The organism is Variovorax sp. FW301-JW7 (assembly GCF_058788795.1).
The window spans coordinates 589620-604304 of sequence record NZ_JBYTBC010000001.1; the positions used below are offsets into that span (position 1 = coordinate 589620).

Annotated in this window: 11 protein-coding genes; 8 read left to right on the plus strand and 3 right to left on the minus strand. The window is 65.0% G+C overall.

Annotated features, from left to right (window positions below):
- Positions 1 to 244 precede the first annotated feature (244 nt).
- The 7 genes from AC3WQM_RS02565 (at position 245) to AC3WQM_RS02595 (ending at position 9622) form a co-directional block, all read left to right on the plus strand.
- Positions 245 to 2029 carry an acetolactate synthase 3 catalytic subunit gene (locus AC3WQM_RS02565; RefSeq protein ID WP_492676831.1) on the plus strand — a complete coding sequence of 595 codons (1785 nt, stop codon included), beginning with the start codon at positions 245 to 247 and terminating at the stop codon, positions 2027 to 2029.
- Positions 2030 to 2159: 130 nt separating this feature from the next.
- On the plus strand, positions 2160 to 2651 hold the full coding sequence (ilvN, locus tag AC3WQM_RS02570) for an acetolactate synthase small subunit (RefSeq protein ID WP_013540983.1): 492 nt from the start codon (positions 2160 to 2162) through the stop codon (positions 2649 to 2651).
- A gap of 148 nt (positions 2652 to 2799) precedes the next feature.
- Entirely contained in the window at positions 2800 to 3816 is a 1017-nt protein-coding gene (gene ilvC, locus AC3WQM_RS02575) for a ketol-acid reductoisomerase (protein ID WP_062478069.1), read from the plus strand.
- Positions 3817 to 4009: 193 nt separating this feature from the next.
- Entirely contained in the window at positions 4010 to 4834 is an 825-nt protein-coding gene (gene pssA / locus AC3WQM_RS02580; RefSeq protein ID WP_056580207.1) for a CDP-diacylglycerol--serine O-phosphatidyltransferase, read from the plus strand.
- 208 nt (positions 4835 to 5042) lie between these two features.
- Complete coding sequence (gene leuA, locus AC3WQM_RS02585; protein ID WP_492676832.1) at positions 5043 to 6746, plus strand: 2-isopropylmalate synthase; 1704 nt, start codon at positions 5043 to 5045, stop codon at positions 6744 to 6746.
- 53 nt (positions 6747 to 6799) lie between these two features.
- Positions 6800 to 8338, plus strand: coding sequence for a 2-isopropylmalate synthase (locus AC3WQM_RS02590; protein ID WP_489061475.1), 1539 nt, complete (start codon positions 6800 to 6802; stop codon positions 8336 to 8338).
- A gap of 117 nt (positions 8339 to 8455) precedes the next feature.
- On the plus strand, positions 8456 to 9622 hold the full coding sequence (locus AC3WQM_RS02595) for a serine hydrolase (protein ID WP_095950197.1): 1167 nt from the start codon (positions 8456 to 8458) through the stop codon (positions 9620 to 9622).
- 109 nt (positions 9623 to 9731) lie between these two features.
- Here the strand turns inward: AC3WQM_RS02595 and AC3WQM_RS02600 are convergent, their stop codons facing one another.
- Genes AC3WQM_RS02600 through aat form a run of 3 tightly spaced genes read right to left on the minus strand, consistent with a single transcriptional unit; the run spans position 9732 to position 12098 of the window.
- The gene (locus AC3WQM_RS02600; protein ID WP_070060913.1) at positions 9732 to 10556 is read right to left on the minus strand and encodes an IclR family transcriptional regulator; all 825 of its coding nucleotides are present in this window, start codon (positions 10554 to 10556) and stop codon (positions 9732 to 9734) included.
- A gap of 30 nt (positions 10557 to 10586) precedes the next feature.
- The gene (locus AC3WQM_RS02605; RefSeq protein WP_492676833.1) at positions 10587 to 11336 is read right to left on the minus strand and encodes an arginyltransferase; all 750 of its coding nucleotides are present in this window, start codon (positions 11334 to 11336) and stop codon (positions 10587 to 10589) included.
- Between the two features lie 6 nt (positions 11337 to 11342).
- The gene (gene aat, locus AC3WQM_RS02610) at positions 11343 to 12098 is read right to left on the minus strand and encodes a leucyl/phenylalanyl-tRNA--protein transferase (protein WP_492676834.1); all 756 of its coding nucleotides are present in this window, start codon (positions 12096 to 12098) and stop codon (positions 11343 to 11345) included.
- 227 nt (positions 12099 to 12325) lie between these two features.
- Here aat and AC3WQM_RS02615 point away from each other — a divergent pair, with 227 nt between their 5' ends.
- Positions 12326 to 14656: a xanthine dehydrogenase family protein molybdopterin-binding subunit gene (locus tag AC3WQM_RS02615; RefSeq protein WP_492676835.1), complete on the plus strand. Its 2331-nt coding sequence runs from the start codon at positions 12326 to 12328 to the stop codon at positions 14654 to 14656.
- Positions 14657 to 14685: the final 29 nt, after the last annotated feature.

Sequence of the window (14685 nt, forward strand, 5' to 3'; positions counted from 1 at the left end):
TTTGGCGAACGCTCATGTTTTTATGCCGCGGATTATGCCTTTGTGCCAAGACAGGGCACCTGAAGCGAGTCTGAACGCGCCGGTAGTGTCATAATCCGCCTTGCAAGTCAAAAGGCAAACGGGTCACGGTCCGGCGGAACATCAGTCCGCTCATGGCTTTGGCCTCAAGTCCTGGCGCGGCCCCACAAGGGCTGGCAAGGGGCACCCAAGGTTTTTCGTTCCCGAAAAAACACAAAGGTTGATCATGGAAATCTCGAAGGCGGAACTCGCTTCCGCAGCAGCCGCGTCCTCTGGCGCCGGCAACACAACGCAAGAACTCATGGGCGCTGAAGTGCTGATCAAGGCACTGCAGGCCGAAGGCGTTCAGTACGTCTGGGGCTATCCCGGCGGCGCGGTTCTCTACATCTACGACGCGTTCTACAAGCAGGACACCATCCAGCACGTGCTGGTGCGCCACGAGCAGGCCGCCGTGCACGCAGCCGACGGCTATGCGCGCGCCACTGGCGAAGTCGGTGTGGCACTGGTCACCTCGGGTCCCGGCCTGACCAATGCGGTCACCGGCATCGCGACGGCGTACATGGACTCGATCCCGATGGTGATCATTTCCGGCCAAGTGCCGACGGCCGCCATCGGCCTCGACGCCTTCCAGGAATGCGACACGGTCGGCATCACGCGCCCCATCGTCAAGCACAACTTCCTCGTCAAGGATCCGAAGGATCTGGCCATGACGATGAAGAAGGCCTTCCACATCGCACGCAGCGGCCGTCCTGGCCCCGTGGTGGTGGACGTGCCGAAGGACGTCTCCTTCAAGAAGGTCCCGTACAGCGGCTATCCCGACAAGGTCGAGATGCGCTCGTACAACCCGGTGCGCAAGGGCCACGGCGGGCAGATCCGCAAGGCGCTGCAACTGCTGCTGGCGGCCAAGCGTCCCTACATCTACACCGGCGGCGGCGTGCTCCTGGGCAATGCCACGAACGAGCTGCGCACGCTGGTCGACATGCTGGGCTACCCGGTCACGAACACGCTGATGGGCCTGGGCGCCTATCCGGCGAGCGACCGCAAGTTCCTGGGCATGCTGGGCATGCACGGCACCATCGAAGCCAACAACGCGATGCAGAACTGCGACGTGCTGCTGGCCGTGGGCGCGCGCTTCGACGACCGCGTGATCGGCAACCCGAAGCACTTTGCGCAGAACGAACGCAAGATCATCCACGTCGACATCGACCCGTCGAGCATCTCCAAGCGCGTGAAGGTCGACATTCCGATCGTCGGCGACGTGAAGGACGTGCTCACCGAGCTCATCTCGATGATCCGCGAGAGCACCGCCAAGCCCGACGCTGGCGCGCTGGCCGACTGGTGGAAGACCATCGAAAGCTGGCGCTCGCGCGACTGCCTCAAGTACGACCGCGACAACAAGGACGTGATCAAGCCGCAGTTCGTGGTCGAAACGCTCTGGAACATGACCAAGGACGCCGATACGTACATCACGTCGGACGTCGGCCAGCACCAGATGTGGGCTGCCCAGTACTACCGCTTCGACGAGCCGCGCCGCTGGATCAATTCGGGTGGCCTGGGCACCATGGGTGTGGGCATCCCCTACGCCATGGGCATCAAGCTCGCCAAGCCCGACTCGGAAGTGTTCACCATCACCGGCGAAGGCTCGGTGCAGATGTGCATCCAGGAGCTCTCCACCTGCCTGCAGTACAACACGCCGATCAAGATCTGCTCGCTCAACAACCGCTACCTGGGCATGGTGCGCCAGTGGCAGGAGATCGAATACTCCGGCCGCTACAGCCACAGCTACATGGACGCGCTGCCCAACTTCGTGAAGCTCGCTGAGGCCTATGGCCACGTCGGCATGCTGATCGAGCGTCCACAAGACGTGGAGCCAGCGCTGCGTGAGGCGCGCAAGCTCAAGGACCGCACGGTGTTCATGGATTTCCGTACCGACCCCACCGAGAACGTGTTCCCGATGGTCAAGGCCGGCATGGGCATCACCGAGATGCTGCTGGGTTCCGAAGATCTCTGATCCGGAACGTTCGTTCGTTCAACTTTTTACTGACGAATCTATTGCCCGCCGAGCCCGCGCATTACCGTGCACGGAGGAGGGCGGCGAAAGCGAAAGCTTCCGCGTAGGCGAAAAGAGGAGTCACGCCAACATGAAACACATCATTGCAGTGCTGCTGGAAAACGAGCCGGGTGCTCTTTCCCGCGTGGTGGGCCTCTTTTCGGCCCGTGGCTACAACATCGAATCGCTGACCGTGGCGCCGACCGAGGACGCAAGCCTCTCGCGCATGACCATCGTCACCACCGGCTCGGACGACGTGATCGAGCAGATCACCAAGCACCTGAATCGCCTCATCGAGGTCGTGAAGGTGGTCGACCTGACCGAAGGTGCCTACACCGAGCGCGAGCTCATGATGGTGAAGGTGCGTGCGGTGGGCAAGGAACGCGAGGAAATGATGCGCATGGCGGAAATCTTCCGCGGTCGCATCATCGACGTGACCGACAAGAGCTACACCATCGAGCTCACCGGCGATCACGGCAAGAACGACGCTTTTCTCGAAGCGATCGACCGCAGTGCCATTCTGGAGACGGTTCGCACCGGCGCCAGCGGCATCGGACGCGGCGAACGCATCCTGCGGGTCTGACACCATGATTCGGAGCTCAGTCGTTGCCCGTTCGGGCTGAGCTTGTCGAAGCCTCCGCGCAAGCGGGGACTGCATTGAGCCCTTCGACAGGCTCAGGACGAACGGCACAACAACACACTGCAACTCGCATATCTATCTGGAGAACATCATGAAGGTTTATTACGACAAGGACGCGGACCTGAGCCTCATCAAGGGCAAGACGGTTGCCATCATCGGTTACGGCTCGCAAGGTCATGCGCACGCGCAGAACCTGAACGACAGCGGCGTCAAGGTCGTGGTCGGCCTGCGCAAGGGCGGTGCTTCGTGGGACAAGGTCGGCAAGGCCGGCCTGCAGGTCGCTGAAGTCGCTGACGCCGTGAAGTCGGCCGACGTCGTCATGATCCTGCTGCCCGACGAGCAGATCGCCGCCGTCTACAAGAACGACGTGGCCCCGAACATCAAGGAAGGCGCTTCGCTCGTCTTCGCGCACGGCTTCAACGTGCACTACGGCTTCGTGCAGCCGCGCGCCGACCTCGACGTGTGGATGGTGGCTCCCAAGGCCCCGGGCCACACCGTGCGCGGCACGTACACGCAAGGTGGCGGCGTGCCGCACCTGATCGCGGTGCACCAGGACAAGAGCGGCAAGGCGCGTGACCTCGCGCTGAGCTACGCCACCGCCAATGGCGGCGGCAAGGCCGGCATCATCGAGACCAACTTCCGCGAAGAAACCGAGACCGACCTGTTCGGCGAACAAGCGGTTCTGTGCGGCGGCACGGTCGAGCTGATCAAGGCTGGTTTCGAAACGCTGGTGGAAGCCGGCTACGCGCCTGAAATGGCGTACTTCGAATGCCTGCACGAGCTGAAGCTGATCGTCGACCTGATCTATGAAGGCGGCATCGCCAACATGAACTACTCGATCTCGAACAACGCCGAATACGGCGAGTACGTCACGGGCCCGCGCATCGTGACCGACGAGACCAAGAAGGCCATGAAGAAGGTCCTGCAGGACATCCAGACCGGCGAATACGCCAAGAGCTTCGTGCTCGAAGCTGCTGCCGGCCAGCCGGTGCTGATCAGCCGCCGTCGCCTGAACGCCGAGCATCAGATCGAAGTCGTCGGCGAAAAGCTGCGCGCGATGATGCCCTGGATCAAGAAGAACAAGCTGGTCGACCAGACCCGGAACTGATCTTCAGAGGCAAGAGCCAACAGGGTGCTTCGGCACCCTGTTTCGGAGGGCCACCCGTCGCGGTGGCCCTTTTGTTTGAAGGGGAGCGCACAGGTCCCCTGAACTACACTGCGAAGCATGCGATTCACAGACCAAGACGCTATCGAATGGATAGCTGATCGGGCAGTTCCCACGAGGGACGGAGGCCATTTCAATGCATGACGACACGCTCCCCGACGATGTGCAGCCGCGCAAGCGTCGCAAGGGCATCTACATCCTGCCGAACCTGTTCACGCTGGCGGCGTTGTTCGGCGGCTTCTACTCGGTCGTGATGGCCATGAACGCGCGCTTCGACCTCGCGGCGCTCGGCGTGTTCGCCGCGATGATCCTCGACAGCCTCGATGGCCGCGTCGCGCGCATGACCAACACGCAAAGCGCGTTCGGCGAGCAGATGGACTCGCTGTCCGACATGGTGTCGTTCGGCGCCGCGCCCGCGCTCATCGCGTACGAGTGGTCGCTCAAGGGGCTGGGACGTTGGGGCTGGATTGCCGCCTTCGTGTACTGCGCTTGCGCGGCACTGCGGCTTGCGCGCTTCAACGTCAACACCGGCGTGGTCGACAAGCGCTGGTTCCAGGGCCTGCCGTCGCCAGCGGCGGCGGCGCTCGTGGCCGGCTTCATCTGGCTCATGACCGAGTGGGGCAAGCGCGGCGGCGAAGTGCTGTATCTCTCGTGGACGCAGATCACGTGGATCACTTTCGCGTTCACGCTCTATGCCGGACTCTCGATGGTCACCAATGCGCCGTTCTACAGCTTCAAGGACGTCCAGATGAAGAAGAGCGTGCCCTTCGTCGTGATCGTGCTGATCGCGCTGGGCATCGCGGTCATCAACATCCATCCGCCGACGGTGCTGTTCAGCCTCTTCGTGGCCTATGGCCTGAGCGGCTACGTGGTGTACGCATGGCGCAAAGCCAAGGGCCAGCCGGTGAGCGTGATCAGCACCTCGACCGAAGAGCCCGACGAGCGGGGGCTGCACAACTGAAGTCCCGGGCCTTCACAGGCCCGCGAAGGCTGTGCTACATTCGCAACCCTCATGACCAAGTTTTCGCTGCTGGCCCTACTAGCCCTCCCTCACGGGCGGAGACGGTAGCGCACGCGCTAATCCTTCATCACGGCCCGTTCGCACCAGCAACGGGCCGTTTGTCTTTTGGGGTTGCTGGTTGAGTTCCAACCATCACAGAGAAATCGACATGCTCAAGCAACCTCAAGCCAAATACCGCGCATTCGCCCCGATCGGTCTCAAGGACCGCACCTGGCCCGATGCCGTGCTGACCAAGGCCCCGATCTGGCTGTCGACGGACCTGCGCGATGGCAACCAGGCCTTGGTCGAACCCATGGACATCGCGCGCAAGATGCGCATGTTCGAAACCCTCGTGGCCATCGGCTTCAAGGAAATCGAAGTCGGCTTTCCCTCGGCGTCGCAGGTCGAATTCGACTTCGTGCGCAAGCTCATCGAGGAAGACCGCATTCCCGACGACGTGACGATCCAGGTGCTCACGCAGGCGCGCGACCACCTCATTGAACGCACCTTCGAAGCGCTGCAGGGCGCGCCGCGTGCCATCGTTCACCTCTACAACGCCGTCGCGCCCGTGATGCGCCGCGTGGTGCTCGGCATGGACGAAGACCAGATCGTCGAACTCGCGAGCAGCCATGCCCGCATGTTCAACGACTTCGCCGCAAAGCAGCCGAACACGAAGTGGACCTTCCAGTACTCGCCCGAAATGTTCTCGGGCACCGACGTGGTCTTCTCCAAGCGCGTGGTCGATGCGGTCACCGCGGTCTGGGCGCCCACGCCTGAACGCAAGTGCATCGTCAACCTGCCCACCACGGTCGAGCATTCCACGCCGAACATCTTCGCTGACATGATCGAGTGGATGCACCGCAACCTCGAGCGTCGCGATTCGATTGTGCTGTGCGTGCACCCGCACAACGACCGCGGCACCGGCACGGCGGCCGGTGAACTGGCCTTGATGGCGGGCGCCGAGCGCATCGAAGGCTGCCTCTTCGGCAACGGCGAGCGCACCGGCAACCTCGACCTCGTGAACGTCGCGCTCAACCTCTACACGCAGGGCGTCTCGCCCGAACTCGACTTCTCGAACATCGACGAGATCCGTGCCACGGTCGAGCACTGCAACCAGATTCCCGTACATCCGCGCCATCCGTATGTAGGCGACCTCGTCTATACCTCGTTCTCGGGCTCGCACCAGGACGCGATCAAGAAGGCGTTCGCCGCGCGCAAGGACGGCGACATCTGGGACATCCCGTACCTCCCCATCGACCCGAAGGACGTGGGCCGCAGCTACGAAGCCGTGATCCGCGTGAACAGCCAGTCGGGCAAGGGCGGCATGGCCTACCTGCTCGAGAGCGAGTACGGCCTCGAGATGCCGCGCCGCCTGCAGATGGAATTCATGCAGGTCGTGCAGCGCGTGATGGACGTGGGCGGCAAGGAACTCACCGCCGCCGACCTCTGGCAGATCTTCGTGAACGAATACGGCATCGAGACCGCCAAGGCCTTGCAGCATCGCGTGATCCAGGAAGAAGGCGAGGGCGCCGAGGCCACGGTGGTGCTGCGCGGCGACCTGCCTTGGGACGGTGAAACGCGCGCCATCGAAGGCCGCGGCAACGGCCCGATCGACGCCTTCACGCAGGCACTGAGCCAGGCCACCGGCCACACGGTGCGCGTCATGGACTACCACCAGCACGCCATCGGTGCGGGCGCCGATGCCAAGTCGGTGGCCTACCTCGAACTGCGCGTCGACGAGTCGCAGACCCTGTTCGGCGTCGGTATCGATGCGAACGTGATCTCGGCCTCGCTGAAGGCGATCGTGTCGGGGGTACAACGGGCCAGAGGCCGGGGCGCGCGCAGCGCACAATCGGTGGCTGAAGTCGCCTGACGCACCGGCACCAGCCGCACGCGCAAGGTGGGAACGAACCAAGGAGATCCACGATGACCGACCAACTCATTATTTTCGACACCACCTTGCGCGACGGCGAGCAGTCGCCCGGCGCCTCGATGACACGCGACGAGAAGCTGCGCATCGCCAAGCTGCTGGAGCGACTGAAAGTCGACGTCATCGAAGCGGGCTTTCCGGCCAGCTCGAACGGCGACTTCGAGGCCGTGAAGGCCATCGCCAACGCGATCAAGGACTCGACGGTGTGCGGCCTCTCGCGCGCCAACGACCGCGACATCGCGCGTGCGGCCGAAGCCCTGAAGGGCGCGGCGCGCGGACGCATCCACACCTTCATCGCGACCTCGCCGTTGCACATGGAGAAGAAGCTGCGCATGTCGCCCGACGAGGTGCATGAGCAGGCCAAGCTGGCCGTGCGCTTTGCGCGAAACCAGATCGCCGACGTGGAATTCAGCCCCGAAGACGGCTACCGCAGCGACCCGGACTTCCTGTGCCGCGTGCTCGAAACCGTGATCAACGAGGGCGCCACCACCATCAACGTGCCCGACACCGTCGGCTACGCCATTCCCGAGCTGTACGGCAACTTCATCAAGATGCTGCGCGAGCGCATTCCCAACAGCGACAAGGCGATCTGGTCGGTGCATTGCCACAACGACCTGGGCATGGCCGTGGCGAACTCGCTGGCCGGTGTGAAGATCGGCGGCGCGCGCCAGGTCGAGTGCACGATCAACGGCCTGGGCGAGCGCGCGGGCAACTGCTCGCTCGAAGAGGTGGTCATGGCCGTGAAGACGCGCAGGGACTACTTCGGGCTCGACCTGAACATCGACACCCAGCACATCGTGGCCGCGAGCCGCATGGTCAGCCAGACCACCGGCTTCGTGGTGCAGCCCAACAAGGCCGTGGTGGGCGCCAACGCGTTCGCGCACGCCTCGGGCATCCACCAGGACGGCGTCCTCAAGGCACGCGATACCTACGAGATCATGCGGGCCGAAGACGTGGGCTGGAGCGCCAACAAGATCGTGCTGGGCAAGCTGAGCGGTCGCAACGCCTTCAAGCAGCGCCTGCAGGACCTGGGCGTGACGATGGAGAGCGAAACCGAGGTCAACGCCGCGTTCTCGCGCTTCAAGGAACTGGCCGACCGCAAGTCCGAAATTTTCGACGAAGACATCCTGGCGCTGGTCAGCGCGGAAGAGTTGTCAAACGTTGGTGAACAGTTCGCCTTTGTCTCTCTCTCCCAGCACAGCGAAACCGGCGAGCGGCCCCAGGCCAAGATCGTGTTCACGATCCAGGGCAAGGAAGTCACCAGCGAATCCGATGGCAACGGGCCGGTCGATGCGTCCCTCAAGGCGATCGAGGCCCACGTCAAGAGCGGTGCGGAGATGGTTCTTTACTCTGTCAACGCCATCAGTGGCTCGACGGAAAGCCAGGGAGAAGTTACAGTCCGGTTACAAAACGCAGGGCGGGTGGTCAACGGTGTGGGTGCAGACCCTGACATCGTGGTCGCTTCGGCAAAGGCTTATTTGAGTGCGCTCAACAAGTTACAGAGCCAAGCTGAGAGAGTGGCGGCACAAGGTTAGGTTTTGAGGCGTTCCTTGGTATTCGAATGAAGAAGGGGATGCAAGTAACTGATATTGCGTGCCTTTTTTGATTTCGATACACTGCGGTCCTCGTTTGTTGCCGCTGGAGATTTATTGATGCCTGAAACCCGTCTACGTCGAGTTTCCATCCAGCGGTTCCTACCCGCCTTCAAGTTCCTCGCCGTGGCGCTGTGCGCCTCGGCGTTTTTGCTGCCTGGCGCCCAGGCCGCGAAGAAGGAAAAACCCGCTGCCGCCAAGTCCGCCGTCGCCAAGAAGGCGAAGGCACCCGCCGAGGCCAAGCAGCGCAATGCGTCCGCTTCCAAGGTGGCACGCGGCGGTCGCGCCGAGCAGGCCGACAAGGTCGTGCGCGGCGGTCGCAATGTCGTGGCCACTATCCACAAGAAGAACGGCAAGACCGTCGTCGCCGTGCAGCGCCGCTCGGTGGTGCGCGTCGAAACGCCCGCCCGCCAGTCCTTCGGCCAGATGGCCGGCCTGCACAGCACCGACGACGCGCTCGACCTGAAGTCGAGCGTCGCTCTGGTGATCGACCAGGACACCCACGAAGTACTGTTCAGCAAGAACGATCACGCCGTGCTGCCGATCGCTTCGCTCACCAAGCTCATGACCGGCCTGCTGATCAGCGAGGCCCATCTGCCGAACGACGAGCTCATCACTATCACACAGGACGACGTCGACACCGAAAAGGGCAGCCGTTCGCGCCTGACCGTCGGCACCACGCTGTCGCGCGGCGAGCTGCTGCACCTGGCGCTGATGTCCAGCGAAAACCGCGCGGCGCACGCACTGGGCCGTACCTACCCGGGCGGCCTCACGACCTTCGTGAGCATCATGAATGCCAAGGCCCGCATGCTCGGCATGAAGGACACGCGCTACGTGGAGCCCACGGGCCTGTCCAGCCGCAACCAGTCGAGCGCGCAAGACCTGGCGCTGCTGGTCAATGCGGCCTATTCCGACGCCACGGTGCGTTCGCTGTCCACGTCGCCGGAATACCAGGTCGAGGTGGGCAACCGCGTGCTGCAGTTCAACACCACCAACCGCCTCGTGAAGAGCCCGGAATGGGACATCGGCCTGCAGAAGACGGGTTACATCTCCGAAGCCGGCCAGTGCCTCGTGATGCAGGCCAAGGTGGCCGGGCGCAAGCTGATCATGGTGTTCCTGGATTCGGCCGGCAAGTTCAGCCGCATCGCCGACGCCGAGCGGGTTCGCCGCTGGGTCGAGGCCACGCACGCTGTGTCGGGACCGCGCGGCTTCCAGGTCGCCGGCTGAGATTGATCGAGCAGGGAGGCCGTTTAGCGGCCTGCCTGCAGCCCTCGTGGAGGGGCAACCGGCTAACTCGCCGGGATGGAGAGGAAAAGAGTCGAAGGCAAACGGGCGCTCAGGCGCCCGTTGTCACGTTCGCACCCGACGCAGGCGTTGCGGCCATGCCGTCCTTGAAGCCCAGCGCGCCCGAGATCTCGTTGGCGGTCGCCTGCAGCTTGGGCAGCCAGCCTTCGTCGAGGCGATCCGCCGGGGCCGAGATCGACAGGCCCGCCACCAGCTTGCCCTGGTCGTCGTAGATGCCGGCGGCCATGCAGCGCACGCCCAGCTCCAGTTCTTCGTTGTCTCGGGCAATGCCGTACTGGCGCGCCTTCGACAGCTCGCGCTCGAGCGCGGGCAGCTGGGTGATGCTGTTGCGGGTATGGCCGGCCAGGCCGGTGCGCGTGGCGTAGCTGCGCACGCGCTGCGGGTCGTCGGCGGCCAGGAACAGCTTGCCGGTCGAGGTCAGGTGCAGGGCGGCACGGCCACCGATGGCACGCACCACCTGCATGCCCGAACGCTCGCTGTAGGCGCGCTCGATGTACACGATCTCGTCGCCCTGGCGCATGCTGAGGTTGACCGGCTGCTGCGTGAGCTTGTGCAGCTCGCGCATCGGGCCCAAGGCCGCGTCGCGCACGTTCAGGCGGCCCTTGACCAGGTTGCCCAGCTCCAGCAGGCGCATGCCGAGGCGATAGCTGCCGGCCTCCGGTCGGTCGACGAAACGACCGACCGCGAGGTCATTGAGGATGCGGTGCGTGGTCGACGGGTGCAGCCCCGTCTTTTCGCTGATTTCCTTCAGCGAGATCGCTTCTTCGCGCGAGGCCAGGACATCGATCAGCGAGAACATGCGCTCGATGACCTGGATGACGGGAGTGGCGGGAACGTCGGATAGGTTTTTTCTCATGGCGCAATGCGGTGATGACCGTGCGCCATTTTACCTTGTGAAATCGCTCGGTGCCTGCCAGTGGCCGTCCACCAACACTTCGTGCGGGGAAAAGCGGGCCTTGTAGTGCATCTTGGGGCTGCGCTCGATCCAGTAGCCCAGGTAGACGTGCGGCAGCCCCAGCTTGCGGGCCTGCTCGATCTGCCACAGCACGCTGTAGGTGCCGTAGCCGGCGCCGTCCTCGGGCTCGTAGAAGGTGTAGACGGCGGAGATGCCGTCGCTCAGCACATCGAGGATCGACACCATCTTCAGCGCGCCCGGGCTGCCGTCGGGCAGGGTTTCGCGGAACTCGACCAGCCGCGAGTTGACGCGGCTTTGCAGCAGGAACTGCGTGTACTGGTCGATGCTGTCGTGGTCCATGCCGCCGCCCGAATGGCGGCCGGTCTGGTAGCGCAGGTAGAGCTGGTAGTGCTCGGGCACGAAGCACAGCTTGAGCACGCGCGCCTGCAGGTTGGCGTGCTGTTTGGCGGTGCGGCGCTGGCTGCGGTTCGGCTGGAAGCTGTGCGCCAGCACGCGCAGCGGGATGCAGGCGCGGCAGCCGTCGCAATACGGCCGGTAGGTGAACATGCCACTGCGCCGGAAGCCGCTGAGCACCAGGTCGGAGTACGCGTCGTTGTGGATCAGGTGGCTGGGCGTGGCCACCTGCGAGCGGGCCTGGCGATCCGGCAGGTAGCTGCAGGGATAGGGCGCCGTCGCGTAGAACTGCAGCGTGTGAAGCGGAAGATCCTTGAGGTGCGTCACGTCACGTCACGTCGAAAGAGGAGGTCGCTCGGAAAGGAGTTCAGACCAGTATACGGGGTCGAATTGCCACTGCGGGCCCTCCTGTTTTCGAGCCTGGGCCACGTGCGCGACGAAGCGCGCGCGCGGCATTTCACGGGCGCCGAGGCTGGCCAGGTGCGCGGTGTTCTGCTGGCAGTCGATCATTTCGACGCCGGCGCGGCGGCACAGCGCGACCAGGCTGGCCAGCGCGATCTTCGAGGCGTCGGGGCGGCGCGTGAACATCGACTCGCCGAACACGGCCCGGCCCAGCGCCACGCAGTAGAGCCCGCCCGCCAGCTCGCCGTCGATCCAGGTTTCGACGCTGTGTGCGTGCCCCGCGCGGTGCAATTGCGTATAGGCCTTGACCATGTCCGGCACGATCCAGGTGCCCGACTGGCCGGCCCGCGCCGACTGCGAACACGCCTGGATCACCGTTCCAAAATCGTGATCGATGCGCAGCTCGCAGCCGGGCGTCGCGGCAAAGCGGCTCAGGGTCTTGCGCAGCGAGCGATGCAGCCGGAAGTCGTTCACCCGCAGCACCATGCGCGGGTCGGGGCTCCACCACAGGATGGGCTGGTCGTCGCTGAACCAGGGGAAAACGCATCGGCCGTAGGCCTGCATCAAAGTATCGACATCGAGCGATCCGCCGGCCGCCAGCAGGCCGGGCACGGGGTCTCTTTCGTCCCATGCCGATGCGGGGTCGGGCAGTGTGTCTCCGGGTTCGAGCCAAGGCAGTTGTCGCATGGATGCAGGTATACACGGCTTCTCGAAAACGCAAGCCAGTTGAGGGAAAATCCCGCTCACACGGGAACAGTCCACAAGGCTGCGGCCCTGGTGCCACCGCCGATGGCACGCGAGACAACCCCACAAGACCCGTCGAAAAACCTATAGTGCACAGCTTGCTTTCGCAGTACCACAGCGGATCCGGCAGGCATGTGCAGGGCGCCGGGGATCAGCACAAGAGGACCACGTTGACCACTGAACCCAACCCCACGCGCTTCGGCAGCGGCCAGGCGGTGCGCCGCCTCGAGGACGAAAGCCTGCTCGCAGGCGCCGGCCGTTACACCGACGACGTCACGCTCGCCGAGCAGGCGCATCTCGTTTTTCTCCGCTCCCCCTATCCGCATGCGCGCATCGTGTCCATCGACACGTCCGCGGCCGTCGGCATGCCCGGCGTGCTGCGCGTGATCACCGGGGCCGACCTGGCCGAGGCCGGCGTCAAGCCGATGCCCGGCGCCGCCGGCTTCAAGCGCGCGGACGGCAGCGACAGCGCCAGCCCGCCGCGCCGCGCCCTGGCGCACGAGCGCGCGCGCTTCGTCGGCGAACCGGTGGCGGCCGTCATTGCCGACACCGTGCAGCAGGCGCGCGATGCGGCCGAAGCCGTCATGGTCGACTACGAAGAGCTGCCGATGGTGGTCGACCTGCCGGGCGCAACCGCCGAAGGCGCGCCGCTCCTGTGCGAAGAGGCCACGGGCAACATCGCCGCCGAGATGCGCCACGGCAGCAGCGAAGCCGCCACCGCCGCGTTCGAGCGCGCCGCCCACGTGATCGCGCTCGACGTGAACAACCAGCGCGTGGTCGCGCTCACCATCGAGCCGCGCGCCGTGCTCGCCACGCACGACAGCAAGACCGACCGCCTCACGATCCGCATGAGCACCCAGATGCCGTCCGGCGTGCGCGATTCCGTCTGCGCGGCCATCGGCCTGGCCAAGGAAAAAGTGCGCGTGGTCGTGGGCGACGTCGGCGGCGGTTTCGGCATGAAGACCGGCGCCTACCCCGAGGACATCGCGGTGGCCTACGCCGCGCTACAGGTGGGCCGGCCCGTGAAGTGGGTGGCCGACCGCAGCGAAGAGTTCCTCTCGAGCGCGCACGGCCGCGACATCGAGGCGCGCGCCGAAATGGCGCTCGACGCCGACGGCAAGATCCTGGCCCTGCGCATCAAGACGCTCGCCAACGTGGGTGCCTACGCCACCGGCACCGGCGTCGCGATCCAGCTGCTGATCGGCCCCTGGGTGCAGACCAGCGTCTACGACATCCAGACCATCGACTTCCATTTCAAGGCGGTGCTCACCAACACCGCGCCCACCGGCGCCTACCGCGGCGCGGGCCGGCCCGAGGCCATCTTCACCATCGAGCGCCTGATGGACGAGGCCGCGCGCCAGACCGGCATCGACCGCATCGCGCTGCGCCGGCGCAACTTCATCCGCCCCGAGCAGATGCCCTACAAGAACCCGATGGCGCAGACCTACGACACCGGCCAGTTCGAGTCGGTGATGGACCAGGCGCTGCAGCTGGCCGACTGGCAGGGCTTCGAGGCCCGCGCGGCCGAGTCGGCGGCGCGTGGCAAGCAACGCGGCCTGGGCATTGCCACCTTTCTCGAATGGACCGGCGGCAACGTGTTCGAAGAGCGCGTCACCGTCTCGGTGCAGGCCGATGGCGTGATCGAGGTGTTCTCGGCCGTCAACGCCATGGGGCAGGGCATTGCGACCTCGCTCGCGCAGCTGGCCGTCGATGCCTTCGGCGTGCCCATCGAGAAGGTGCGCGTCGTGCTCGGCGACACCGACCGCGGCGACGGCTTCGGCAGCGCCGGCTCGCGTTCGCTCTTCACCGGCGGCTCGGCCGTGCGCATCGGCGCCGAGCGCACCATCGACAAGGCGCGCGAACTCGCGGCGCAGGAGTTCGAGGCCTCCATCGACGACATCGTCTACAGCCGCGGCACCTTCATCGTGGCCGGCACCGACCTCGAGCTCGACCTGTTCACCCTGGCCGCCAAGCAGCCGGGGCGCGAGATCTTCGTCGACTCCACCAGCACCGTGGCCGGCCCGAGCTGGCCCAACGGCTGCCACATCTGCGAGATCGAACTCGACCCGCCCACCGGCGAGATCAGCGTCGTGGCCTACAGCTCGGTCAACGACGTGGGCCGCGTGGTCAACCCGATGATCGTGCGCGGCCAGCTCGAAGGCGGCGCGGTGCAGGGCATCGGCCAGGCGCTGTACGAGCAGGTGGTGTACGACAGCGAAACCGGCCAGCCCGTCACCGGCAGCCTCATGGACTACGCCGCGCCGCGCGCCGACATCGTCGACACCATGTTCCAGATGGAAATGGACGAATCGACGCCCTGCAAGAACAACCCGCTGGGCGTGAAGGGCGTGGGCGAGCTGGGCACCATCGGCGCCACGCCGGCCATCGTCAACGCGGTGGCCGACGCCTTCGCACGCAACGGCCTCGGGGCCCGCGCGCCCCGCCTGCACATGCCGCTGAGCCCGTCCCGGGTCTGGCAGGCCATGCAGACGATCGACTGAGCGCCGCCGGCCGGTGATCGAAGGGCGAC

Excerpts from the sequence above, each read along its gene's own strand:
- AC3WQM_RS02565 (WP_492676831.1), top strand. The coding sequence starts at position 245 with ATGGAAATCTCGAAGGCGGAACTCGCTTCCGCAGCAGCCGCGTCCTCT.
- ilvN (WP_013540983.1), top strand. The coding sequence starts at position 2,160 with ATGAAACACATCATTGCAGTGCTGCTGGAAAACGAGCCGGGTGCTCTT.
- ilvC (WP_062478069.1), top strand. The coding sequence starts at position 2,800 with ATGAAGGTTTATTACGACAAGGACGCGGACCTGAGCCTCATCAAGGGC.
- pssA (WP_056580207.1), top strand. The coding sequence starts at position 4,010 with ATGCATGACGACACGCTCCCCGACGATGTGCAGCCGCGCAAGCGTCGC.
- leuA (WP_492676832.1), top strand. The coding sequence starts at position 5,043 with ATGCTCAAGCAACCTCAAGCCAAATACCGCGCATTCGCCCCGATCGGT.
- AC3WQM_RS02590 (WP_489061475.1), top strand. The coding sequence starts at position 6,800 with ATGACCGACCAACTCATTATTTTCGACACCACCTTGCGCGACGGCGAG.
- AC3WQM_RS02595 (WP_095950197.1), top strand. The coding sequence starts at position 8,456 with ATGCCTGAAACCCGTCTACGTCGAGTTTCCATCCAGCGGTTCCTACCC.
- AC3WQM_RS02600 (WP_070060913.1), bottom strand. The coding sequence starts at position 10,556 with ATGAGAAAAAACCTATCCGACGTTCCCGCCACTCCCGTCATCCAGGTC.
- aat (WP_492676834.1), bottom strand. The coding sequence starts at position 12,098 with ATGCGACAACTGCCTTGGCTCGAACCCGGAGACACACTGCCCGACCCC.